The sequence below is a fragment of the Leucobacter sp. OH1287 genome (assembly GCF_003859945.1).
Classification (GTDB): domain Bacteria; phylum Actinomycetota; class Actinomycetes; order Actinomycetales; family Microbacteriaceae; genus Canibacter.
In genome coordinates, this window is the sequence record NZ_RQYM01000001.1 from 103,659 (window position 1) to 128,941 (window position 25,283).

At 58.8% G+C, this 25,283-nt stretch carries 17 protein-coding genes; 13 read left to right on the forward strand and 4 right to left on the reverse strand.

Translation table 11 applies throughout. The annotated features are described in order from the left end of the window. The first annotated feature begins 48 nt into the window (after positions 1 to 48). A complete protein-coding gene (locus EII30_RS00470) occupies positions 49 to 765 on the forward strand; it encodes a ferritin-like fold-containing protein (RefSeq protein WP_124885367.1) in 717 nt (238 codons plus the stop codon). Between the two features lie 3 nt (positions 766 to 768). After that, positions 769 to 1,917, forward strand: a complete 1,149-nt coding sequence (rlmD, locus tag EII30_RS00475) for a 23S rRNA (uracil(1939)-C(5))-methyltransferase RlmD (protein WP_199731528.1) — start codon at positions 769 to 771, stop codon at positions 1,915 to 1,917. Positions 1,918 to 1,947: 30 nt separating this feature from the next. Here the strand turns inward: rlmD and EII30_RS00480 are convergent, their stop codons facing one another. After that, complete coding sequence (locus EII30_RS00480) at positions 1,948 to 2,166, reverse strand: DUF3107 domain-containing protein (protein ID WP_124885368.1); 219 nt, start codon at positions 2,164 to 2,166, stop codon at positions 1,948 to 1,950. 87 nt (positions 2,167 to 2,253) lie between these two features. On the opposite strand from EII30_RS00480, the gene EII30_RS00485 reads away from it, so the two are divergent. Together EII30_RS00485 and EII30_RS00490 are read left to right on the forward strand one after the other, a co-directional pair. Further along, entirely contained in the window at positions 2,254 to 5,391 is a 3,138-nt protein-coding gene (locus tag EII30_RS00485; RefSeq protein ID WP_124885369.1) for a PD-(D/E)XK nuclease family protein, read from the forward strand. 9 nt (positions 5,392 to 5,400) lie between these two features. After that, complete coding sequence (locus tag EII30_RS00490) at positions 5,401 to 8,958, forward strand: ATP-dependent DNA helicase (RefSeq protein ID WP_124885370.1); 3,558 nt, start codon at positions 5,401 to 5,403, stop codon at positions 8,956 to 8,958. A 32-nt stretch (positions 8,959 to 8,990) separates the two neighbouring features. Here the strand turns inward: EII30_RS00490 and EII30_RS00495 are convergent, their stop codons facing one another. Then, positions 8,991 to 10,274: a phosphotransferase gene (locus EII30_RS00495; RefSeq protein ID WP_124885371.1), complete on the reverse strand. Its 1,284-nt coding sequence runs from the start codon at positions 10,272 to 10,274 to the stop codon at positions 8,991 to 8,993. 95 nt (positions 10,275 to 10,369) lie between these two features. Between EII30_RS00495 and EII30_RS00500 the strand changes: the two genes are divergently transcribed. Continuing rightward, positions 10,370 to 12,049 (forward strand): ATP-dependent helicase, encoded by a 1,680-nt coding sequence (locus EII30_RS00500; RefSeq protein ID WP_158608621.1) that lies wholly within the window; start codon positions 10,370 to 10,372, stop codon positions 12,047 to 12,049. Here EII30_RS00500 and EII30_RS00505 read toward each other — a convergent pair. Together EII30_RS00505 and EII30_RS00510 are read right to left on the reverse strand one after the other, a co-directional pair. Continuing rightward, entirely contained in the window at positions 11,985 to 12,995 is a 1,011-nt protein-coding gene (locus tag EII30_RS00505) for a hypothetical protein (RefSeq protein ID WP_124885373.1), read from the reverse strand. The genes EII30_RS00500 and EII30_RS00505 overlap by 65 nt on opposite strands. Before the next feature lie 70 nt (positions 12,996 to 13,065). Beyond that, positions 13,066 to 14,544, reverse strand: coding sequence for a zinc-dependent metalloprotease (locus EII30_RS00510; RefSeq protein WP_124885374.1), 1,479 nt, complete (start codon positions 14,542 to 14,544; stop codon positions 13,066 to 13,068). A gap of 75 nt (positions 14,545 to 14,619) precedes the next feature. Here EII30_RS00510 and EII30_RS00515 point away from each other — a divergent pair, with 75 nt between their 5' ends. From EII30_RS00515 to hemW, 8 genes are all read left to right on the forward strand, one after another. Next, positions 14,620 to 15,741 (forward strand): PDZ domain-containing protein, encoded by a 1,122-nt coding sequence (locus tag EII30_RS00515; protein ID WP_124885375.1) that lies wholly within the window; start codon positions 14,620 to 14,622, stop codon positions 15,739 to 15,741. A 91-nt stretch (positions 15,742 to 15,832) separates the two neighbouring features. Next, positions 15,833 to 18,895 (forward strand): UPF0182 family protein, encoded by a 3,063-nt coding sequence (locus EII30_RS00520; RefSeq protein ID WP_255409805.1) that lies wholly within the window; start codon positions 15,833 to 15,835, stop codon positions 18,893 to 18,895. Positions 18,896 to 18,940: 45 nt separating this feature from the next. Further along, complete coding sequence (locus tag EII30_RS00525) at positions 18,941 to 20,035, forward strand: peptidoglycan bridge formation glycyltransferase FemA/FemB family protein (RefSeq protein ID WP_124885376.1); 1,095 nt, start codon at positions 18,941 to 18,943, stop codon at positions 20,033 to 20,035. Positions 20,036 to 20,046: 11 nt separating this feature from the next. Next, positions 20,047 to 21,027, forward strand: a complete 981-nt coding sequence (gene holA / locus EII30_RS00530) for a DNA polymerase III subunit delta (RefSeq protein WP_124885377.1) — start codon at positions 20,047 to 20,049, stop codon at positions 21,025 to 21,027. Positions 21,028 to 21,209: 182 nt separating this feature from the next. Further along, positions 21,210 to 21,470, forward strand: a complete 261-nt coding sequence (gene rpsT / locus EII30_RS00535; protein WP_124885378.1) for a 30S ribosomal protein S20 — start codon at positions 21,210 to 21,212, stop codon at positions 21,468 to 21,470. 95 nt (positions 21,471 to 21,565) lie between these two features. After that, positions 21,566 to 23,419, forward strand: coding sequence for a translation elongation factor 4 (gene lepA, locus EII30_RS00540; protein ID WP_124885379.1), 1,854 nt, complete (start codon positions 21,566 to 21,568; stop codon positions 23,417 to 23,419). Continuing rightward, the gene (locus tag EII30_RS00545) at positions 23,419 to 24,021 is read left to right on the forward strand and encodes a DUF1990 family protein (RefSeq protein WP_124885380.1); all 603 of its coding nucleotides are present in this window, start codon (positions 23,419 to 23,421) and stop codon (positions 24,019 to 24,021) included. Before lepA ends, EII30_RS00545 begins: the two co-directional genes overlap by 1 nt. Further along, positions 24,021 to 25,247: a radical SAM family heme chaperone HemW gene (hemW, locus tag EII30_RS00550; protein WP_124885381.1), complete on the forward strand. Its 1,227-nt coding sequence runs from the start codon at positions 24,021 to 24,023 to the stop codon at positions 25,245 to 25,247. Before EII30_RS00545 ends, hemW begins: the two co-directional genes overlap by 1 nt. Positions 25,248 to 25,283 lie beyond the last annotated feature (36 nt).

Here is a 25,283-nt window from a genome sequence, read left to right on the forward strand (position 1 = left end):
ACGCCTTCATGCTGCGCAGCGACTGGTAGACAGGGTACGCTTAATAACGTGTTTGCATGGTTTCGTCGTCTCAACAAGTCTACTGCAACAGTGCGCCGTTTGCGCGGAAAAGACCCGCGCGACACTGTTCAGGTCGAGGTTGCAGAGTTCGCACCCGATATTCTGTCGTTCCTAGCGCTCGCCGCCTCAACCGAGCTGTTTCTCTACGAGGCAGCAACCCAGGCGGTGCTCGGCGCGCCAAACCTGGAGGCAAAAACCGCGATGGCAGACATCGCCGCCGACGCACTCCACAAACACCAGGTGTTTGCCGCCGAGCTTGAAAAGCGCGGCAAGAACCCGGCAACCGAGATGGAGCGTTTCGTCACCCGCGTTAACCAGTTCACCGAGCGGATCACAACCCCCGACTGGCATCAGCACGTTCTGTCTGTCTGGCTGGTTGGCGGGATTTTCGACGGCTTCTTCGCGTCCCTCGCGCTGGGTCTGAAAGACAGCTACAGCAAAGAAGCGATCGCGGTGCTGCGTTCCGAGAGCGGCAGAACCAAACTCGAGCAGCTGCTTGTTTCCGAGGTGGCGGCGGATCCAAAACTCGCCGACCGACTCGCCCTCTGGGGTCGCAGGCTGGTTGGTGACTCGCTGCTGTTCGCGAGAGATGTTCTGCAGTACAGCGACAACCGCGAGTTCATCGTTGACGAAACCAACCCAGTATTTACCGGGCTGACCGCCGACCACATGCGCCGAATGGACACGCTCGGCCTCACCGCGTAACCGATGCCGGCGATTGACTGTGCTCACTTTCAGGCAAACCGCTGCGGTTCGTGCACGCTGCTAAACATCGCCTACCCGCAGCAGGTTGAGCAGAAAAGCGAGCTCTGCCGCGAGCTGCTTGAGCCGTTTCTGGGTGGATCCGCAAGCACCGTCTGGCTTCCTCCGGCGCTCAGCAAAACCACCGGGTTTAGGAACCGTGCAAAGTTCGTGGTCGCCGGATCCCGCAAACAGGTCACCCTCGGGATCGTCAACAGCAGCGGCCTCGCCGTTGACCTGACCGACTGCCCGATCCAGTCTGACACGATTAACAACGCCGGAATAAAGCTGCGCGATTTTCTCAACAAGACCGGGCTTGCGCCGTACAGTGTCGCGAAGAAACAGGGCGAACTAAAGTTTGTGCACGTTACGGAGGCAACAACGGGGAAGCTGCTTGTCAGGTTTGTTGTGAGATCCGCTAAAGCAGGTCAGCAGCTTGCCGCGCAAACCAGACTGTTGCAGAGGGAACTGCCGCAGATTGAAACCTGCACGGTTAATATTTTGCCGGAACACAAGGCGGTGCTTGAGGGGGAAACCGAGTATGTGCTGTGGGGATCCGGGCTGACAATGCCGCTTGCGAGGGTGACGTTGAACCTGCTGCCGCAGAGTTTCTTTCAAACCAACACGGTAATCGCCCAGCAGCTCTATCAGCAGGTTGCCGACTGGGTTGCTGAGCGTTCCCCGGCGTCGGTTTGGGATCTCTACTGCGGTGTTGGTGGGTTTGCGCTGCACTGCGCCGCACCTGGAAGGAGAGTGCTCGGCGTTGAACTGAGTGAGGCGGCGATTTACGCGGCGAAAAAGAGCGCCAGGGCGGCAAAGGCGCGGGTTGGGTTTGTTGCCGCCGACGCAACCGCTTTCGCGCTAAACGCACCGGTGGCAGAGCACCCGGAGCTGTTGATCGTTAACCCGCCAAGGCGTGGGATCGGGGAGGAGCTGTGCGACTGGATTGCAGGGTCGAATATTCAGCAGCTGGTTTATTCCAGCTGTAACCCGAAAAGCCTCGCCACCGATCTTGCCCGGATGGGGTGTTTCCGGGTTGTCAGGGCGAGGCTGTTCGATATGTTTGCCCACACCAAACACGTTGAGTGTGCGGTGCTGCTGGAGCGCGTAGGTTAGTTGCTTGCGTAGCCTAATTGATTGCGCAGGCTAGTTGATGAAGCCGACTTTGCGCTGTTTCTCGGCGCCGATTGTGACGCTCGCGAGGTTGCTGCGGTCGATAATGAAGGTCTGGCCGTCTTTGTCCTCGAAGATTAGGGTTTTGCTGTCGTTCTCGATAGCCTCGATAACAAGCTGCTTGAGCTCTTCAGCGCTTTTTGCGCTCTCGAAACTGAGCTGGCTGTGCTGCAGGTTAACGCGTACTTCCATCGGGAATCTCTCCTTTTATACTGCAATTGTGAGTCGACACAATAATATAGGTAACAAAATGTCCGTGGGTCAGAATACGCTTAGAGCATGAACAGAAGCACCGATATCTCAAACAGTGGCATCCCAGATCGGAGTGATCTGCCTGCCGCTTTCAACACCCCCCGGTTTGATGCTGTGCAAGAGCTTGTGCTCGCAGCCGCCGCTGATGGGCAGAACCTCGCGGTTATCGGTGCTCCCGGCAGCGGTAAAACAGCGCTTATAACCGAGATATTTTGCCGCTCGGTGGATCCTGTTAAACAGCCCGCTGCGCCGTTTACGCTCTCCCAAAAGACGCTGATCCTCTCGCCAAACCGGCGCACTGCGACCTCGCTGCGAGACGCTGTAAACGCAAAACTCGTCTCTCCTCGCGCCGGTGTTTTCTCACAAACCTTTGTCGCTTTTGCGTTCAGTGTACTGCAGTCCGCAGCTGCCCACCGCGGCGAGTTAGCCCCAACTTTGCTCACCGGAGCTGTGCAGGATGAGCTGCTGGTTGAGAGCCTGCAACACGATATGACGATGCTGCCTGCGGCCAGCCGTGATTCCCTGCAACTGCGTAATGAGGTGCGCGACCTGTGGCGGGTGTTAGACGCTTTTGCTCTCCCGGCTGCGGAGCTTGCGAGCAGAGTGTCTGACAGCCCCGCGGTTGACTCTGAAACAGTCGCGAAGTGGATTGCTGCGGCAAACAGTATCGCCGCCGCACAGCGTATCGCCGAGCAGGCAAACCGGCTAACCGCAGGCGGGATTCTCGCCAGAGCGACCGAGCTGCTCCTGAGCGAGAACGATGTTGAGTTTGAACTGCCGCAGCGGCTGCTGATCGACGACGCTGCCGACGTTACCGAGGGTCAGCTGGCGCTCCTAGCCGCGTGCGCGAAACGCGGCATCCAGTTCTGCCTGTTTGGTGACCCTGACCTTGCCGCGGTCTCATTCCAGGGTGAAAAAACCCGGCTGCTGACTGCGCCCGAGCAGGAGCTGCAGCGGAAAACTCCTGGCCTGCGGGTTGAGTTTCAACGGTTTGTGCTGCCCCGCGTCTACCGCCACGGTGAAGCGATTAGAAACACCCTCAACCGGATCGCAGAGGGTATCGGCGTCAGCGGCACAGCCGACCAGCGACAGCCCCGTGTTGTAGACCGTGCGGCAGGCAGTGTTGTCGCTGACACCGCCAGCAGCTTCAGCGGCGAAATCAACAAAATCGCCCACCAGCTGCGCAAACACCGGCTCGGCATAAACGGTGTTAAACCCGTCGCCTGGTCGGAGATGGCGATTATCTGCCGTACCCGCTCACAGGCAGCCGCGATTGTTCGCGAGCTTGACTTCCAAGACATCCCCGCGGTTATGCTCGGCGGCGGGGTTGTGCTCAGCGAAAACCAGGCGGTTACAGACCTGCTCAAACAGCTGCTCGCGATTATCACTGGTCAACCACTCCGAGCAGACTTTATTGCCGAGCTCGCAACCGGTCCACTCGGGCGGATCGCGAAGGTAGACTACAGCAGACTGCGCGCCGCAATCCTGATCACCGAGCGGCGAAATAGCACGCCGGGGCAGCCGGTGCGCCAAGTAGACAGTGTGCTTGAGGAGCTTTTTGCAAACCCCAACAGCTTCGCACCAGACTATGTTGACACTCCGGCGTTTAGATCTATTCTGCGGCTGGCAAAACTGTGGCAGCGGGCAAACAGTCAGCGGGAGGATAAAACCGTAAGAGAGCTGCTCTGGACGCTGTGGGACGGCGCCGAGGTGGCAACGGCACTGCAGCAGACATCGCTTAACGAGCGGGGTGCCGCAAAACGCTACGCGGACGAACAGCTTGACGCGGTGCTCGCTCTCTTCTTTGCGATAGAGCGAGAGGAACAGGCGGAACGCGAAATAGGTGAGGAGTTTATTACCGAGCTGCTCAGCGGGGCACTCCCACAAGACACCCTCGCCAAAGCCTCACAGCAAGACACCGTGCACGTCACAACCCCGCACGGCGTAATCGGCGAAAGCTACGAGCTAGTCTGCATCGCCCACCTCGCTGACGGAGTCTGGCCAAACCTGAAAAGCCGCGGCAGTCTTATCTCTGTCCCAACACTCGAGAGTCTGCTGCGCGGCGAAAACCTATCCCAAAACACCCGCCGCGACACCGCACACGATGAGCTGCGGCTGCTCTATCTCGCCGCTTCAAGAGCAAAAACAACGCTCTGCTTCTTCGCAGAACAGAGCGAAAACAGTCGCCCCGGAATATTCTGGCGACTCGTGCAACAAAACCAGGTGACACTGCCAGAAACCGCGCTAACCCTGCGCGAGACTGTTGCGCTGCTGCGCAGAAAGCTGGAGGCGAACCCCGGCGATCAAGAAACAGCTAAACAGCTGCGCGTGCTCGCAGACGCGGGCATCCCGGGGGCGGATCCAGAAAGCTGGTACGGTATGCGAGATCCCGGCCCAGCAGCAACTCGATCGGTTAGGCTCAGCCCGTCAGCGTTGAAAAACGCGCAGGACTGCCCGCTGTCCTGGTTTATTTCCCGGTTTAGATCACCGGGAGCAACGGGCAGTGCGCTCGCGGTCGGTAACCTGATCCACAAACTGTTTGAAGAGCTGCCAGAGACTGGGCTCAGCAAAGCATATGAGAACCTACGGGAACACTGGGAAGAGATGCCGTTTGAGAGCGAGTGGCAGTCAGCGGCGGAGCTGAAAAACGCGCAGCTGATGCTTGAAAACCTGCGACTCTACAGCAGCACCGCAACCGCGGAGGGCTGGGAGTTCTTGGCGGCCGAGGTGCCCTTCGAGTTCACTGTCGAGGGAGTGACAGTCCGCGGCAAAATCGACCGGGTAGAGTCAAAACCCAATCCGGACGGCAGCCTCAGCCTGCGAGTTATCGACCTGAAAACCGGAAAATCAAAAGTCAGCAAAGAAGACGCAAAAAGCAACCTGCAGCTGCTCAGCTACCAGACCGCGATAGCGCACGGCGAGGTTACTGAGGGGCAAAACACCCCAGCGGGAGCGAGCCTCCTCTATCCGCGCGGCAACAAAAGTGACACGCGAGATCAAGAAGCGCTAACCCCAGAAAAACAGCAGGAGTTTACCGAAACACTTCAGCAGATAGCAGAGAGCATCAGCGGAACCAGCTTCACCGCCAGAATAAAACACCACTGTGGGCAGCACGGAGGCAGCGAGTGTGAGATACACCTGCGGCAGGCAGTTAGCTACGAGTAGGAAACCATCATGATTTTTAGCGCAAACCAAATAGCAGAACTGCTCACCCAAGCGGGCGAAACACCTCGCTACCCAACACCTGAACAGGTGAGGATTATTGAGGCAGAGCTTAACACCCAGACACTCGTGATCGCGGGAGCTGGCAGCGGAAAAACCGAAACCATCTCACAGCGAGTAGTGTGGTTAATCGCAAACAATAAAGCCCTGCCAGAAGAAATACTCGGCCTAACCTTCACGGTGAAAGCGGCAGGGGAGCTCGCAGAGCGCGTAACAGGCAGAATCGAACTGTTTCTCGCAAACGCGCAGCGAAAATATCAGACACTCCAGCCAGAACAGCAGCAGCGGGTTGCAGAACTTATTGAGACACTAAAAGACGGCTTCGCAACCCCCGCGATCAGCACCTACAACTCATTCGGTGCCGCCGTCATCGCAGAATACGGTGCGGCAATCGGGGTTGGGCAAAACACCAAACTAATAGACGACGCAGAAGCGAAACTAATCGCCAGGGAGATCGTGCGCGGCAGCGACAGCGAAATAATCGCGGCAGCAGACAAGTCCGTGAGCACACTCGCAGACTATGTTGTGCAACTAGACGCGGCACTCTCAGAGCACCTGCGAGAGCCAGCAGAGATAGAACCATACCTTGCCGAGGTCATTCAGACACAGGAACTCGTTAAAAACCCGGCAGCGCAGAAACGAATTAGCGAGGGAAAACCCCTCACCGAAACACAAAAAACACCCCTTTCAGACATCAAAAACATGGCTGCCGATCTGCAGCTGACCGGCGCAATAATTGAGCTGGTAAACAGCTACCGCGCACACAAAAAAGCACACAACCTGGTGCAGTTCTCAGACCAGATCGCCTACGCCGTGCAGATTATTGAACAGCTGCCAATAGCGAAACAAACCATTAGGAAACGCTACCCGGTTGTGCTGTTAGACGAGGTGCAAGACACCTCCGTCAGCCAAACCCGACTGCTTTCTGCGATTTTCGCGGGCAGCTCAGTAATGGGTGTTGGGGATCCACACCAGTCAATCTACGCGTGGCGAGGCGCAGCAGCAGACAGTCTCGGAGTGTTTCTTAAACGATTCAGAGGGGCAGAGACAGCAACCGGTCAAACCATGTCACTGTCTATCAGCTGGCGAAACCCGAAAGCAGTGCTCGACGCTGCAAACACAATAGCGCAACCGCTAGGCGAAAAAAGCACTGTTGCGGTTACAAAGCTCAGACCCAAAACCGTGCTGGAGACAGTCCCGGAAGCAGCTCAAACAGGCGAGCAACAGTCAGGGGAACAGCCGACGGCTGAGCATCAGGCGGCTGAGCAGGTTAGCGCTGCATACTTCGAAACACTGCGTGAAGAAGCAGCCGCGGTGGCTGACTGGTTTAAAACACAGCGTGAAAATCACCGGCGGGCACAGGGAGAATACCCAACCGCCGCGATCGTGCTGCGCAACCGCGCAAATATGCAGCTGGTCGCTCAAGCGCTGCACGAGCGAGAGATTCCCGCCGAGATTGTCGGCGTCGGCGGTCTTTTGCAGACCAGCGAGGTGACCGAAATAGCGGCTCTGCTGCGATGCGTCTCCGGTGTTGACAGCGACAATGCCCTGTTGCGAGTGCTGGCATCGCCGCGTTTCGCGGTGCCCGTCACAGACCTGCTGAAACTGCAACAGCTAGCCAGGTGGTTTATGCAGCGCGACCACAGACAGCGGGTGCTAACAGACAGTGACACACACGCCGACCGTTTCGCGGTAAACCGAGACATTGCGGTGAGCCTGGTAGACGCGATTGTGCTCGCGCTGAAACTAAAAGCCGATCATGCTGCCTGGGGAGACATATCCGAAACCGGTAAAACCCGGATACTTGAAGCCGCGGCGGTTATCGCAAACCTGCGCAGTATGCAGCGGGTGAAACTCACCGAGCTAATTCGCATGGCAGAAACCGCGCTCAACATCGACATAGAACTGCAGGCACACCCGCGCAGCAACACAGAGCAGGCGCTCGCGCCAAGAGCAAACGTTGCCGCCTTTATCGACGCAGCCGCAGCCTACCAGGATGCCGCGCAGGACGTGAACCTGGAACGCTTCATCGCTTGGCTCGACAACGCAGAAACCGACAACAACCTCGCCGAGGTCACAGTTGAGCCGTCGCAGCACGCGGTGCAGATCATCACCGGCCACGGCTCAAAAGGCCTAGAGTGGGATCTGGTCGCGATCCCGCAGCTGCTCACCGATGTGTTCCCCGCAAGAGACAAAGACGGCAAGGGGTGGATCCGCCCGGGCAAGCTCCCAGACCAGCTGCGCGGCGATAAAGAAAGCCTGCCAGAGTTTAACTTCGCAGACTGTGAACTACAGTCAGAGGTTGTGCAGCGCTTCAAAGAGTACCAGGAAGCAAACAAACAAAAACACCTCGACGACGAGCGCAGGCTCGCCTATGTTGCGGTCACCAGATCACGAGACAAACTGTTCCTAACCGGAAGCTACTGGGGAGACAACAAAACACCGCGGGAAGTATCAACGTACATTGAAGAACTGCAGGCTAACGGGATTCTGCCGCCAGCAGACTACCGCACAGAGCACGAAGAAAACCCGGCAATCGGTGACGAGACACAGGTGCAGTGGCCACTCGATCCGCTCGGGCTAAGAGCCGATAACCTCCGCCGGGCGGCAGAAACCTACCGGTCAGTGACTGTTGCAGAAGGCTATCAGCTGCCCGAAACAATAGAAATACTGCTCCGCGAATATCAGCAGCAGGCGCAGGCAACCCCTGCAGACGGGCTAAAAACCGGGCGAATCAACGCCTCAGCGCTCGCAGAAATCCTGGCGGATCCAAAAACAGCCGCCGAAAACCAGCTGCGGCCAATGCCGAAACAGCCGTTTAAAGCAACCGACCTCGGCAACAAGTTCCACAGATGGGTAGAACTGCGCAGCACAACCCACCGCGGCAAATACGTTGAACTGACGGGACTGTTAAAGAGCGTCGCACGCTGGGAAGAAAGCATAGACCAAAACAGCAAACCAGCCACCAAAAATTCAGTCGACGGGAAATCGGCTCGCGATAAAGCAGCTCGGGGTGCAGCAAAACAGCAGCTGCTGGGCGCGGTTGTGCCAGACCAGGATCTACAAGACCTCATCACAACCTTTGAGGGTTCAAGGTTTGCGCAACTAAAACCGGCGTTCGTTGAGACAGAAATAACCGTCCCCTTCGCGGGCAGCACCCTGCAGTGCAAACCCGACGCGGTCTACCGGCACGAGAGCGCAGACGGTGAGATTACCTGGGAGGTTGTTGACTGGAAAACCGGTCGGGCGCCGGCGCTAGAGACAGACGCTGGCGGATCCGGCCACAACGCACTCGAAAAACGGTTACTGCAGCCGCTGCTCTACAAACACGCCTTCGCGAAATGGTTGGGGGTGCCAACCGAGCAGGTGACAGCAACCCTCTACTATGTTGCGAGCGATCAAGAAATAAAACTCAGCGACTATCCCGAACAGCAGAACAAAACACTCGCGGAAATCGAGGCGGAATACCAGCGACTCATAACAGAAACAGCAGAAAACCCGAATAGCTAATCCGCCAGATAGCCAATCAACGAGATAGCTAATCAGCGAGAGGCAGTCGTGTCGCCGCTGTTATCAAGCTCAGCGGCGGTCGCGCCTGCGGCGCTCTCTGCTTTCGCGCCCACGGTATCGGCATCAGTGTCTGCGCCGGTGTCGGTAGGGACGGCGGCGGTGGCGTTGGCATCAGCAGCTGCGTCTGCGTCGGCATCTGCGTTGGCTTCAGCAGCGGCCGCCGCGACCGCGTCAATATCGGCTGCGGTCAGCGGGGAAGAGGTTTCGGCGTTAGCCAAGAATGTGCGGCCCTCGTCCAAAACCTCGTACGACTCGGTGTCAAAGTGCGGCAGACTATCAAGATCAACGTCGGGAGTCTGGTCCAGCAGCTCACTAACCTCGTGCTCAGACAGCGGAACAGATGCGGCGTTAGCGCTCGGGCGAGGAGCATCAACCAGGCCATCCAGAAGATTAACCGCGTCGTCGATAATCTCCTGATTCTTCGTGTCAACCCCGTGCAGCAGCCACTTAGCGAGCTCCAGCTCGTGCAAGAACCAGGTGCGGCGCAGCAGCAGCTCCTTCGCGATATCCGTGCGCTCAGAATAGCGCGCAACAACCGCCTCCAGAACCCCCTCGGGGGCGGCGCACAACCAGACAAAGTCAGCAGCCGGATCCGCAACCGCCAAAGCCCCGAAATTAAGCACCCCAGACACAGAATCGTCGACGATTAACAGCGCGTCAGTGTCGAGCGAATTATGGGTGACAGCGGGAACAAAATCCCACAGATACTTATCCTGCAGAGACTTCAGCCAGCGGTTATGGACGAGGCCGGGCAGCAAACCGGTCTTGTTGGCGCGATCCACCAACCGAGCACAGCTCACCCGGCACGCCTCAGCGGACGAAACCGGCAGCCCTGCGTCGGAGACGAGTTTAGCGGGCAGCGCATGCAGCGACTCAAGCACCCCGGCGATGGAGGCGAGCAGAATCGACTCGCTGTTAAGATCCGCAATATCGAAGTGGGATCCGTGCAAATAGGTTGAAACAAACGCCCGCGAGTCACCAAACCGGGTAACGCCGAGGGTTTCAGCAACCTCAAAGTGCAGTTTGTTTCGCACACCCGCGGTGAGCGCGGTCCGGCCAAGCACATCGGCGGCGAGTTTCGAGTCCGCAACATCATCCTTCGGCAGCTGCACTAACACGTCCGCGCCATCGGTTTGCACAACCACCGACTCGCACTCACCGGCACCGCCCAGGCTGTGTTTCCGCACCCCCAAAGCCACCAGGTTTGGAACCGCGCTGGTCGCAAGAGCCGCTAAAGTAAGAGATGATGTAGCCATGACCACTAGGCTAGTAAAGTTAAAACAATACTTGCTGAATGGCACACCAAAAGCAGCAAACAAAAGCTGAAATATAGGCGTTGAGAGGGAGGGCTGTGACCAAAATACTCGAGCAGTTAGACAGCTCACAGCGCGCCGCCGCCGAGTGTTTACGAGGGCCAGTGCTGATTTTAGCGGGAGCCGGAACCGGTAAAACCCGCACCGTCACACACCGGATCGCGCACGGCATCGAAACGGGTGTTTATCGGCCAGACCAGGTGCTCGCGATCAGCTTCACCAACCGTGCTGCCGGGGAGCTGCAGGAGCGGCTCAGCAGGCTGGTTGCGGCGGAGATCACAACAAAAACCTTCCACAGCGCCGCGCTCAGTCAGTTAAACGAAATGTGGGGCATGGTGTTTGGGGGACAGGCGCCGAAACTGTTGCAGCAAAAACGCACACTGCTCGCGCAGCTCTGCGAAACCCACCGGGTTGCGGTCACCCCCGAAACACTGCGCGATATCTCCTCAGAGATTGAGTGGCGGAAAAGCAACCTGCTCACCCTCGACAGCTATCAGCAAAATATTTCGCAGCGGATCACGCCGCAGGGGGTCGGAAGAGAGCAACTGCTTGAGATCCTCGACGGCTACGAGAAACTGAAACTGCAGCGCCACGTAATCGACTATGAAGACTCGCTTGCCCTGCTCGCGGGAATTATCGAAAACGAGAAACGGGTTGCGGCGATTTTGCGAGACCGTTTCCGCTACCTGACAGTTGACGAGTATCAGGACGTGTCACCGCTGCAGCACACCCTGTTAAAAGCGTGGCTTGGAGACCGCAACGATATTTGCGCGGTTGGGGACGCCAGCCAAACCATCTTCTCCTTCGCAGCCGCAACCCAAAAATATCTGCTCGAGTTCGACAGAGAATACCCGGACGCGCGCGTTTTCAAACTCGAAAACAACTACCGCAGCACCCCCGCAATAATCACCCACGCAAACAACCTGATGCGCTCGCAACCGGCAGCGTTGGAGCTGCGAGCAAGCGGACTGGGTGGATCCGCCAGCCACCAAGAATCGCCCTCCTGCGTCTGGTTCGACAGCGAATCAACGGAAACCGCCGCGGTTGCGCACGCTATTAAACAGCAGCTGACTGGCGGCACCGCCGCAAAAGACATCGCCGTTTTGGCGCGCACAACCGCGCAGCTTGGCAGGGTTGAAGCGTCACTGAAGGCGCAGGGGATCGCGTGCAAAACCCAGCAGGGTATGAATTTTTTTGAGCGCGCCGAGATTATCACCGTGATCGCGGGACTCAGGGCCAGGGTGATCAGCCCGGAGCGGGGAAAACTCGACTTCCAGGTTGTTAGCGACGTGCTGCGAGAAGCAGGCTACCGCGGTCAGGCGCCGCAGACACCGGCAGAGCACGAGAAATGGCACAGCCTAAAAACCCTCGACAGTCTAATCGTTGAACGGTTAAACAGCGGGAAAAAACTGCCCGAGATTGTCGCCGAGCTTAGCCGTATGCAACAGCAGCGACAGCAGCCGGAGAGCGAACAGGTGACACTCAGCACAGTCCACGCGGCAAAGGGTCTGGAGTGGCAGAGCGTCTACCTGATCGGTGTCACCGAGGGGCTTTTGCCCTATCAGGGTAGCGATGTCGCCGAGGAACGGCGACTGATGTATGTCGCGATCACGCGCGCCAAACAGCTGCTGCGGCTAAGCGGCAGCGCCGGGCTTAAACACAGTGCCCCCTCACGGTTTTTGGGGGAGGCAAAGATTCCACTGCTGCAGGTGACATAGCCGCGGCCGTAAGCCTTGTGCACCCGCACCCGGGAACGGCCTGAATCGCTCGCTTGCGCGGTGGGAGGAGGGATCCGCCATAGAAATCAAACACGAGCTCGTAGGCGGGGGAGTTTAACCCCGTGGGCGAGGTTGGGCCGGCGGGAGTGGTTAGAGCGGCGGGCGTGGCTGGGGTTGTGGGCGCGGCTGGGCTGGCGGCGGAGGTGAGACCGGCGAGTGAGGCGGTTTCGGCCGCGTGCTGCTGTATCAGCAGGCGAACAAACGGCAGCAGCAGACGCAGCGAGTCCGCGCTCTCGGTCGCCGGCGCCTCCTGTGAGAGCTGGCGGGCAAGCAGCTCGCGCTCGCCATCGGCCGAAAGATAGTGGTGTTCAACGCACTGCGCGCAGGGAGTGAAAGCGCCCGCGCGAAACGGCCCAAGCCGCACCCGCTGATCGCCGAAAATAAGCGGCAGCTCAGCAAGCTCCGGGCTGGTGTCAGCGGGCGTGTCCGGCAGCATCATAAACCGGTGCAAAACCAGTTGCACCGCGCACACCTCGCCGGAGCTCGCCGGTTTCGCGGTCACGCCCAGCTGCTGCAGTTGGCTGAGCACGGTCGCGGTTGTTTGTTTCGCGCTGCTGCCGCTCGCGGTGTTAAACACCTTGCAGCTAAGACCCTCGGTAAGGCTCAACCGGGCAAGCGACTCGGGACGGTTGCTGCGGATCAGCACCGGCTCCAGCGCGCCTAAAAGCTCCCGCAGCTCCTCCTCACACACGCGATAGCGGGCAGCGGATCGCTTCAGGGCACCGGCGGTGCAGCCGATCAGCAGCGAGCTGAGCAGCGCACAAATACCGTCGGAGGGGTTGCAGATTCGGCTGTGTTCCTCATCAAAACCGATTCTGATGGCGTTGTTTCCGACCCAGCTGACGGCCAGTGTCGGGTTTATTTGCAGAACAGACTGATTACTCATGCAACAAGTCTGATACACAAAACCCGTGCCGGGCGGGTTTTCCACAGCTTTGGTTGCGGCCGCAGCTGGGCTACGGGGCTGTCGGGGTGGATCCGCCCTCGCCGTCACCATCGCGCTCGCCGCCCGAGTCACAGGCGCCGTTGGATCCGCCAGCATCGCCAGCGTCGCCAGCATCGCCGGGCCTGTCGAACTCGCCCGCGAGCAGGCGCTCCAGGGCGATATCAATATCGTCGGACAGTTCCTCGGGACGCTGACCGGCGTGCCCCAGCCGCTCCAGCAGCTTGGCGGGGTGCTCAATCTCCTCCGCGGTCGGCAGCAGGTCGGGGTGCGACCACAGTTCGTCTCGGGCTTTATCGCCGCCGCGCTCAGCGAGCAGCTGCCACATCTTCGCCGCCTCACGCAGCTTCTGCGGACGCAACTCGAGTCCGATCAGCGTGCCAAATGTCTTTTCGGCGGGGCCACCGGTTGCGCGCCTGCGCCGCACCATCTCGGCGATGCTCTCGGCGCCCGGAAGTTTCTCGGTCGCCTTCGCGGTAACCGCGTCAACCCAGCCCTCAATCAGCGCGAGGGTTGTTTCAAGGCGCTCGTGAGCAGCCTCCTGCGCCGCGGTTTTCGGCGGAATTAGCGCGCCAGAGCTGATCATCTCCTGCAGCTGTTCCTGCTGTGACGGGTCGAAACTGTCGTTGACCGCGTCAAGCATTGTGATATTGAACTCGATCTCGCGAGCGTAATCGGTGATCGCGCGAATAAAATCGGTGCGCAGCCACTTGGCGTGCTTAAACAGGCGGGCGTGAGCGAGCTCGCGCACGGTGAGATAGAGCGCAACATCCTGCGGAGACTGGTCAAGATCGTTGGCGAACAGTGTCATGTTCTCCGGCAGCAGCGCACCGCCTGAGTGCCCCTCACCGGTGATCAGCGGGATCCCGATATCGCCGCCGCTGACAACCTGACAGGCGAGCTGCCCAACCGCGCTACCGAGCTGCATCGCAAACAGGGCACCGCCGATATTGCGGGTGACGCCCGCGAGCTGCGGCAGATTCTCCGCGATCTCCTCGGGCAGCTGCTCCCGCATGCCGCTCTCCAGCGCGTCCGCCATTGACTCCGCAACCGGTTTTGCCAGCTCAATCCAGGTGCTGAGGCTCTGTTCAACCCACTGCTCGCGGGTTAGCAGGCGCGGGGCGTCAGCGGTTGTTCCCATGGTTGTCACCTCGTCAAGCCACAGGGTTGCGAGCGTTATCGCCGCCTGGGAGGCGTTCTCCATCCCGCTGATCAGCTGTGCGCTGTCAGCATCTCGTTTGTCACTCTCACGGATTGTTTGCAGCGCCACCTCCCGGGTGTTATCCCAGTTGATTTCCACCTGCTCACCAGACATTGCGCGCTGGAACGCCATCATCGCGTGGTTTAGCTGGGCGGTGCTCAGCGGGATACCGGTTGCCTTCGCAATCTCCTCCGGGGTGATGGATCCGTCAGCCCCGAACATCTCACGCATCAGGCGCTGTAAATCCTCCGGATCAAAACCGTTGTTTGGGTTTGGTTGGTTATCGCTCATTTGCTGCTCACAATCTTTTCTCTTGCTAAAACGCTACTCGGAGTTGATAAAAAAGCTCTGATAAATTGGTTTGTTATGACAGATCCGTACACGCCAACAGCGAACAGCGGCCAGGGCGATCCCCAAAAAGCTGGCAGGCGTCACAAACGAGTGGTGATGATCCTGCTTTACGGGCTGCTTGCTGCGCTGCCGTTTCTGCCGTCGCCGTACCTGGTTGAGCAGCCGGGACCTGTGCTAAACACGCTCGGCGAGGTGGAGACAGAGTCGGGAACCGAGCAGATTCTACAGTTTGACGAGTCCGCGACGGTGTATCCGTCAGCTGGCACACTCAACCTGTTGACGGTGACAATCTCTGGCAACAAAGAGTATCCGCGCAGCTGGGGTTCGCTGCTGTTTGCGGCGTTCGATAAATCACAGCATATTGTCCCGGTCGCAGAGTATTACGGTGAGGACGAGAGCTCAGCGGATCGCGAAAAACTCAACAACGCGCTGATGGAGTCCTCGCAAAACTCGGCCGCCGCGGCTGCGCAGCGGGAACTCGGGATGGACGTGCCAACCAAGATTGAGGTGGTTAACGTCAACCAGGAGTTCGGCGCCGCAGGCCTGATCCACGAGGGAGATTTTATTACCGAGATCGCGGGCGAGCCGATTCTCGGGATCGCGCAGCTTCAGCAGCTGGTGCAGCAGAGCGCCGATAAACCCCTGGAACTAACCGTTGAGCGGGCAGAAACAAGGGAGGTTGAAACCGTTTCTGTAAAACCCCAGCTCTACGATGACAGGATCTGGCTGATCGGCGTCTCCGGGAAAAACGTCTACCAGGCACCCGTCACCGTGAAATACGCGATCGACCGGATCGGCGGCCCCAGCGCAGGCATGATCTTCAGCCTCGCGATTATCGACGAGCTCACCGAGGGGGAGCTGACCGGCGGAAAAATCGTCAGCGGCACCGGCACAATCGACGACACCGGCAGGGTCGGCCCGATCGGGGGGCTAACCCAGAAACTCTACGCGGCCAGCCGCGCCGACACCGATCTGTTTTTGATGTCGGCAGAAAACTGCCACGATCTGCCCGCTGAAATCCCCGGCGACATGGACATCGCGGTGGTCTCAACACTCCACGAGGCGCACGAGGCGGTAAAAAACTATGCTGCGGGCGGATCCACCCCCGGCATTGCTGCCTGCAAAACAACACCGTGAAAACGGGCACAAAAACCTTGAACCTAGCCAGATAACTTTTAACTCCACAGGCTAAAATAGCTAAACCAGTTAAAACCCCAGGAAGGCAGCCGTGAGCGCTAAAGCAACCGCAGCAACGCAAAAACGCCGATTTTCTCCGCTCGTCATAACCTCGGCAATCGTGATCGCACTGATTATCGCGTTCACGGTTTTCGCGGGCATTATGACCGACGTGCTCTGGTACGACCAGCTCGGGTTCATCCGAGTTTGGGCAACGCAGTGGATCGCGGCAGCAATCATGTTCCTGATCGGTTTCTTCGCAATGGCGATACCGCTCTGGCTGAACCTGGTTATCGCCTACCGGAAACGCCCGGTTTACGCGCGCATCAACTCACAGGTGGAGCGGTACAAGGAGGCGATTGAGCCGCTGCGGAAACTCGTCACACTCGGTGCCCCGGCAGCCGTTGGCGCGGTTGCGGGCGGTGCGCTCGCCGCGAACTGGCGTGACGTGATCCTCTGGCTAAACAGCGAAGCGACCGGTGTAACCGACCCACAGTTTGGTATCGACAACCAGTTCTACCTGTTTACCCTGCCGGTTTTGCAAGGCGCGATTGTGTTCGCGCAGACCGTGCTGGTTATTTCACTGCTCGGTGCGCTGCTCTTTAGCCTCGTGTTCGGCGGTATCGCAATCACCGGTAAAGACATTAAAATCTCGAAAGCAACAAGGGTGCAGACCGCGATTATTGCGGTGCTCTGGCTGCTGTTTGAGGCGGGGCGCGTTTGGGTTTCACAGTACGCAACCCTGACCAGGCCAACCGGTTTGATCACCGGTGCGTCATACACTGACGTGAACGCGGTGATCCCGGGTCTACAAATCCTCGCCGGTATTGTTGTGATTGTGGCGCTGCTGTTTGTGATAACCGCGGCAACCGGTAAATGGCGGCTGTCAATCACGGGCGCAGCGGTTTTGATTGTTGCCTCGATTGTGCTCAGCGGCGGCTACCCGTGGGGTGTGCAGGAGTTCCGGGTTAAACCGGATGAGAAGAGCCTTGAGGCCGAGTATATTGACCGCAACATTAAAGCAACCCGCGCCGCCTACGGCATCGACAAGGTTGAGACAGAACGCTACGACGCTGTAACTGACGCAACCGCGGGCGCGCTGCGTGATGACGCGGTTGCAACCGCGAACATCAGGATTATGGATCCTGCCGTGATCGCAACAACCTTCGCGCAGCTTGAGCAGAGCAAACAGTACTACAGCTTCCCAAACTCGCTGAGCGTTGACCGCTACAACATCGACGGCAAGATTGAGGACACCGTCTCTGCACCGCGTGAGATCAACGTTGAAAACCAAAACGGCTGGTACAACCAGACACTTGTTTACACCCACGGCTACGGCCTGGTTGCGGCATACGGTAACCAGCGTTCCGCGAGCGGTGAGCCGGTGTTCCTGGAGAACGGCATCCCAACCAGCGGTAAGCTCGGCGAGTTTGAGCCGCGCATCTACTTCGGTCTAGAGTCGCCAGAGTACTCAATCGTTGGCGGTAAGCGTGATAAACCGATCGAGGTTGACTACCCGGCAGATAACGAGCAGACCGCCGAGGCTGCCGCAACCGGTGAAACAAACGACAGTGAGGCAGCCAAGAACACCGAAACCAAGGATGTCTCGGGGGAGCGGCAGAACCTCACAACCTTCTCCGGTGAGGGCGGCCCAGTGCTGAACGGTGTCTTTGAGAAACTGATCTACGCGATGAAGTTCCAAGACCTGGAGGTGCTGCTGTCCGGTGCGGTTGTTGACGGATCCCAGATCCTCTACCAGCGCAACCCGGTTGATCGAGTGCAGGCGGTTGCGCCGTACCTGACAATCGACAAACAACCCTACGCCTCCGTTGTTGACGGGCGAGTTGTTTGGATTATTGACGGTTACACAACCAGCAGCAACTACCCCTACTCGAAGGTCACCGACATGAGCAGGGCGCTGATCGACGCTGACAACACAACCGTTGCACCGGAGAACCGGATCAACTACATCCGCAACTCGGTGAAGGCAACGGTTGATGCCTACGACGGTAAAGTAACCCTCTACGCCTGGGACACCGAGGATCCGCTCTTGAAAGCGTGGTCGAAGGTTTATCCTGACAGTCTCACCGGCGTTGAGGAGATGAGCGCGGAACTGCTCGCGCACGTGCGCTACCCGAACGACCTGTTTAAGGTGCAGCGTGAGATGCTCGGCGAATACCACGTCACAGACGCGGGCGCCTTCTACTCAAACGAGGATGCCTGGCGCACCCCGAGTGACCCGGTCACCTCAAAACTGACCAGTGAGCAGTCTGCTAGCCAGGAGGAGGCGGTTATTGCGAGCGCCAGCGCGCCAGCGCAGCCACCCTACTATCTGACGCTGTCACCGGGTAAGGGCGCGGAACCGAACTTCTCCATCTACTCGACCTACATCCCGAAACAGTCCGGTGACAACACAAGGGATATTCTGACCGGCTACCTCGCGGCCGACTCTAACGCGGGCGGCGAGGCCGGGAAGATCAACAAGAACTACGGCAAGTTGAAGATGCTTGTGCTACCAAAGAGCACAAACATTTACGGCCCGAGCCAGGTGCAAAACAGCTTCAACACCGACCCGAGTGTTTCGCAGGTGCTGAACATTCTGCGCCAGGGTGAAACAACCCAGGTGATCAGCGGCAACCTGCTGACCCTGCCAATCGGCGGCGGTCTGCTGTATGTGCAGCCGGTTTATGTGCAGGGTAAAACCGGCCGTGGCTTCCCGCTGCTGCAGAAGGTGCTTGTGTCATTCGGTGACAAGATCGCCTTCGAGAACACCCTCGATGAGGCGTTGGACAAGCTGTTTGAGGGTAACTCCGGTGCAAGCGCCGGCGACACTGACACGGTGGCAAGCGACGGGGCGGCAGACGGTGACGCTGCGCAGCCGACAGATCCGGGCGCGGCTAGCGGATCCGGTGACACCGCAAACACCGGCGACGCCGCAGACACCAAGCCCGCCGATGGTGGATCCGCCACGGACCTGAGCAGCGCCCTGCGCGCCATGCAGGACGCCCTGCTGGAGCGTGACGAGGCGATGAAGCGTGGCGACTGGACCGCCTACGGTGAGGCAGACGCGAAGTTGAAGGCCGCGCTGGAGCAGGCTCTGAAACTCTCAAACTAGCGGGTTTTAGCGAGCATTAGCGGCGGTTAAAGAAGAAAGGAAGCTGTGGTAGCGGCAACAACCAGGTTTGCGACACCCGTGGAGATTGCGGCGTGGGACGAGCACGTGACAGGCAACCCCGGCGGCGGCAATATGCTGCAGTCGGCGAGCTACGCTGCAACAAAACAGCTCGGCGGCGGTTGGCGTGCCCGCTATCTAGTGCACGAGTTCCAGGGCGAAAGCGCCGCCGAAAACTATCGCAGCTATAACCTGGTGTTGGAAAAACAGGTGCCGCTGCTCGGCAGATTCTGGTACATGATTAAGGGGCCGGCGCTAGCGGATCCCGCCCACATCGCCGCTTTTTGCGAGGCGAACAGGCGGTTTGTTGCGGATAAGCGGCTGCGGGTTTTCACCATCAAAATCGAGCCGGATATTCTCCTGAACGATAACAACCGGCAGCTGTTTAGCGCAGCGGGTCTGGTGAAAAGCGTTAACCTGCAGCCCAATGACCACACCGCGATTCTGCCGATTAAGACCACGGACGAGGAAGAACTGTTAAAAACCCTCGGATCCAGGTCGAGGAACGCGATCCGCAGAGCAGCCCGGGAGGGTTGCCGAGTGGAGCGGGTGAGCGCCAGCGACGAAAACATGCGTACAATGTACTCGCTGATGCAGAACGTCGGAGGTCAAAAACAGCTGATTCGGCCGTTTGAGTACTATAAAAAGTTCTGGTCAGAGTTCGCCGAAAAAGACCAGGGCCGCTTCTATTTCGCCTTCACCGACAACAAACCGGTTGTTGCCGCGTTCGTTGTCAGGTACGGCAAAAAAGGCACCTACAAAGACGGCGGATCCCTCTCTGAGGGCCGGCAGTACGGCGACGCCAACCTCGTACAGTGGCGGGCGATTACGGAGCTGATCCGTGATTTTGGGATCTCAGAGTACGACTTTTGCGGAACCCCACCGAGCGAAAAGATCAAGGACAAAACACACCCGCACTACGGGATGGGACTGTTCAAAACCGCGTTTGTGAAGCAGATAACCGACTATATCGGCGCCTACGAACAGGTGCTCAGCCCCGTAAAAACCCGGCTCTGGAACGCGGCGTTTGAACGACTGCTGAGACAGCTGTGGGTGCGTAAAACCGGGCAAAACTTCTACTAGAGGGCGGCGTTATGGCGACGGCAAGCAAACCCCAAAAACTGCGTTACAACGCGATAAAACCCGCCCCGGTTGTGCTTCTCTACGGCAAGGTTGATGCGCTTGCGGAGCGCGGCTACCAGGATCTTCGACAGCAGCTGAAAACCCAGCACCCGGACCTGCTGGTCACCGATATTGATCCGCTCAACTACCAGCCCGGGCAGCTGTTAACGGAGGCGAGCCCGTCACTGTTTGGTGAACCCCGGCTGCTGTTTGTGACCTCGCTTGAGAAGGCGGGGGCGCGGCTGATCAGCGACCTGAAGGAGGTTGTGCAGTTTCTGGATCCGCAAACAACCCTCGCGGTTAGGCACCGCGGCGGCAACACCGGGGCAGCGGCGTTAAAGGTTTTGCGCGCTGTTCCCGGCGCGATCGAGGTTGACTGCGCAGAGATGAAAGCGGCCGAGCGGGTCGGCTTCGTTACCGAGGTGGTGGATCGTGCGGGCGGCAAAATCTCGCACGCCGCCGTGCAGCTGCTCATTGATGCCTACGCTGACGATCTAGCGGAGCTCGCGTCGATTAGTGAACAGCTTGTGCGGGACACCGGCGGGGTTGTTACAGAGTCACATGTTGCGGTGATAACCGCCGGTCGGGTTGAGGTTAACGCATTTAAGATTGCCGACCATGCGTGCGCTGGCAGGCACGGTGACGCGCTTGTGACGCTGCGGCACGCGCTAGCAACCGGAGCTAACTGTGTGCAGTTGCTCGCCGCGATTAACCTGCGGGTGCGCAATATGGCGCGCGTGTTTGGCGCGGGGCAGTCGGGGCAGGCGGCGCAGATGGCTCCCTGGCAGCGACAGCAGGCGAAGCGTGACGCGAGCAGATGGCGTGAAACGGATCTGGCGCGCGCAATCGACCTGGCGGCTGAAACCGAGTGGTGTGTGAAGGGCGGCAGCAAGGATCCCGAGTTTGCGCTGGAGCGGTACGTCAGCTTCATCGCAAAACGCGGGCGAATCTAGCAGGGCCGTGCAGAGCAGCGAAACACCCCAGTGTTTGTGTGCCAGCTACTGTTTTCAGGCTCTGGTGTGGTAAGGTTTTTATTGGCTTGCGTGTGGTCACACCACACACTTCCGCGCTGGCAGCCCTCTCTTGTCTCGCGGTTAATAAACAGGTACGTATCTAAGCTATTTAAAGGACAAACGTGGCAAATATTAAGTCGCAGATTAAGCGCATTCGCACCAACGCGAAGGCAACCGAGCGCAACCGCGCATACAAGAGCGAGCTCCGCACCCTCGTGCGTAAGACCCGTGAGGCTGCTGCAGCTGGTGATAAGGCTGCCGCAACAGCTGCCCTGCAGCTGGCAAGCAAGAAGCTTGACAAGGCAGTTAGCAAGGGTGTTATTCACAAGAACCAGGCTGCTAACCGCAAGTCAAAGCTTGCTAAAAAGGTTGCCGCTATCTAAGCCCTCTTAATATCTTCAACACACGCGCAACCACTCTGGTTGTGCGTGTGTTTCTGTCTTACTAGCTTTCAGCACAGCATGGGATAATTACCTCTATGGCACCTCGCAGTAGCAATCCACCTGTTCCGGCTGCAACGCAGCCGAGTGTGATTCGCAACTTTTGTATTATTGCGCACATTGATCACGGCAAGTCGACGCTTGCAGACAGGATGCTGCAGATAACCGGGACCGTTCCCGACCGTGAGATGCGTGCCCAGTATCTTGACCGGATGGATATTGAGCGTGAGCGCGGTATCACCATCAAGTCGCAGGCGGTTCGCATGAACTGGCAGTACGACGGTGTTGACTACGCGCTGAACATGATCGACACCCCCGGTCACGTCGATTTTAGCTACGAGGTTTCTCGCTCCCTGGCGGCCTGTGAGGGCGCGATTTTGCTGGTTGATGCTGCGCAGGGCATTGAGGCGCAAACCCTCGCAAACCTGTATCTGGCGATGGAGCACGACCTGGAGATTATTCCGGTGCTCAACAAAATCGATCTGCCCGCGGCGGATCCCGAAAAATACTCGCGCGAGATTGCCGATCTGATCGGCTGCAACCAGTCTGATGTGCTCGCCGTTTCCGGGAAAACCGGTGACGGTGTTGCCGAGCTGCTTGACCGGGTAATCGAGGCTGTTCCCGCCCCGGTCGGTGAGGCGGACGCGCCAGCGCGCGCGATGATCTTCGACTCCGTCTACGACCCATACCGCGGTGTTGTCACCTATGTCAGAATGGTTGACGGGAAACTTACCCCGCGGGAGAAGATCCTGATGATGTCAACCGGCGCCGAGCATGAGGCGCTGGAGATCGGTGTCTCCGCACCGGAGCCGGTGCCGACCAAAGGCCTCGCCGTTGGTGAGGTGGGTTACCTGATCACCGGTGTGAAGGATGTGCGCCAGTCGAAGGTTGGTGACACGGTGACCGCGAAGGCAGCGCCGGCAACGGATCCGCTCGCCGGATACACCGACCCGAAACCAATGGTGTTCTCAGGACTCTACCCGATTGACGGCAGCGACTACCCGGTTCTGCGTGAGGCGCTTGACAAACTGAAGCTCTCTGACGCTGCCCTGCAGTATGAGCCGGAAACCTCGGTTGCGCTCGGTTTCGGGTTCCGCTGCGGCTTCTTGGGGCTTTTGCACCTGGAGATTATTAGCGAGCGACTGCGCCGCGAGTTTAACCTCGATCTGATTGCGACCGCGCCGTCGGTTGTCTATCGGGTTGTTCGAGAGGACGGCCTGGAGGTGACTGTGACAAACCCGAGCGAGTACCCGGACGGTAAAATCTCGGCGGTTTACGAGCCGATGGTGAAGTCCGCGATCCTCGCGCCGAAAGACTATGTTGGGCAGATTATGGAGCTCTGCCAGTCACGCCGCGGCACCCTGCTCGGAATGGAGTATCTGGGGACTGAGCGGGTTGAGCTGCGCTACCGGATCCCGCTCGGTGAGATCGTGTTCGACTTCTTCGACAGCTTAAAGAGCCGCACCCAGGGATACGCTAGCCTCGACTACGAGCCAGACGGGGAACAGCAGTCTGACCTGGTGAAGGTTGATATTCTGTTGCAGGGTGACAAGGTTGACGCGTTCAGCGCGATTGTGCACCGCGACAACGCTTACCACTACGGCACGATGATGGCTGAGCGGTTACGCAAACTGATTCCGAGGCAGCAGTTTGAGGTGCCGATTCAGGCGGCGATTGGTGCGAGGGTGATCGCACGTGAGACGATTCGTGCGATCCGCAAGGATGTGCTTGCGAAGTGCTACGGCGGTGACATCAGCCGTAAACGAAAACTGCTGGAGAAGCAAAAAGAGGGTAAGAAACGGATGAAGCAGGTCGGCTCAGTTGAGGTGCCGCAGGAGGCGTTTATTGCTGCGCTGTCCGGTGACGTCGAGGGTAAAGAGTCGAAACGGTAATGCGTATCAGCCGCAGGAAAACGTTTCAGCAGAGCCCGCTGGGCTATGCTGAGGTTGGCGCGAGCGCTGACCCAGACCTGCTTAGGTTCCCGCCCAACAAGGCGGTGGTGTTTGAGAAGCGGATCAAACTCGGCAGCTCCGAGGAACGCTTCGTCAGCGTTGTTAGTGCGCTAATGACCTGGCAGGCGCACAAACAGGCTGACTGTTTTGTGTCAGCAACCCCCGCTGCAACCGCGGCCCCAAACCAGGAGCAGCTGTTTAGCGCGACCGGTGAACCGTACGCGATGATCGGAGACCAGGTGTCTTTGCGAGTGCGTAAACAGACAGTTAATTGGAAGGTGCTCAGGGCAATCAGCGCCGCCCAGCGCGCGCAGCTGATGCTCGGGTCACTCGCCGACGAACCAATAACCGGGGAGCTGCTGCTCAGTGTTCACCTTCGGGAGGACGGCAGTGTCTGGGGTCTCACCCGTGGTTTTGTGCACCCGGAGTGGCGACTGTTCGCAATCGGTCGCAGTGCGCAGCTGAAAGCGATTGTCGCAACCAACCTAGAGGTGCTTGAGGCGCTGCGCCCGACCGCGGCCGCGGCCAGTGGTGAAGAATAGTGCCGAGCGCACTGCCGCCGGGCGACCCGGTGCCGTTCGACGGTTCGCTGCCGATGCAGGCCGCTAGCGGATCCGCAACCCGCAAATTTGGGGTTTATGTGCACGTGCCATACTGCCGCGTGCGCTGCGGTTACTGTGACTTCAACACTTACACAGCGGTTGACTTGGGAACAACCAACCGTTCCAGCTACGCGGGCGAGGCAATGGCGGAGATGCGTTTCGCGGGTGAGGTGCTGGATCGCGCGGGTGTTGCTGCAAGGCAGGCGAGCACCGTGTTCTTCGGGGGCGGCACCCCGACGCTGCTGCCCGCCTCAGACCTGGTGAAAATGCTTGAGCAGATTAAAACCACCTGGGGTTTGGCTCCCGGCGCGGAAGTGACAACCGAGGCAAACCCCGACTCGGTTGATCTGGCATATCTGACCGAGCTGAAAGCCGCGGGTTTTACCCGGGTGAGTTTCGGGATGCAGTCGGCTGTTCCCGAGGTTTTGGCGGTGCTTGATCGCACCCACAAACCCGAGCGGGTGCCGCAGGTGGTTGCCTGGGCGAAACAGGTTGGGCTCGATGTCAGCCTGGATTTGATCTACGGCGCACCGGGGGAGACAGTGCAGCAGTGGCGGGTTAGTGTTGCCGCGGCGCTCGCCTGCGAACCCGACCATATCTCCGCCTACGCACTGATTGTGGAACCGGGGACGAAACTTGCGGCTCAGATTAAACGCGGTGTTTACCCGATGCCGGACGATGACACACACGCCGAAATGTACCAGTACGCGGACGAGTGTTTCAGCGCCGCCGGCTACCAGTGGTATGAGATAAGCAACTGGGCTCGCGGGGAAAATAACCGGTCTAAACACAATCTCTCGTATTGGGAGGGGGCGGACTGGTGGGGTGTTGGCCCCGGTGCGCACAGCCACGTCGGCGGCGTCAGGTGGTGGAACGTTAAACACCCGCGCGCCTACGCGGATCGCATCGCAGCGGGTGGTACCCCGGCCCAGGCACGGGAGGTGCTCGACGAGGAAACCCGGCGCACAGAGCGGCTGCTGTTGGAGACCAGGATTGTGACTGGCCTTGACACGGCTGTTTTAACCCCCGATGAGAGGCGGCACGTGCCGGAGCTGATTGCGGCGGGGCTTGTTGATCCAGTCATCGCGATTAAACAGCGGCGGCTTGTGCCGACGCTGCGCGGTCGACTGTTGGCCGACACTGTGATTCACACTCTTTTAAAATAAAACCGGTAGATTAGACAGGTATAGACCTTTACCACA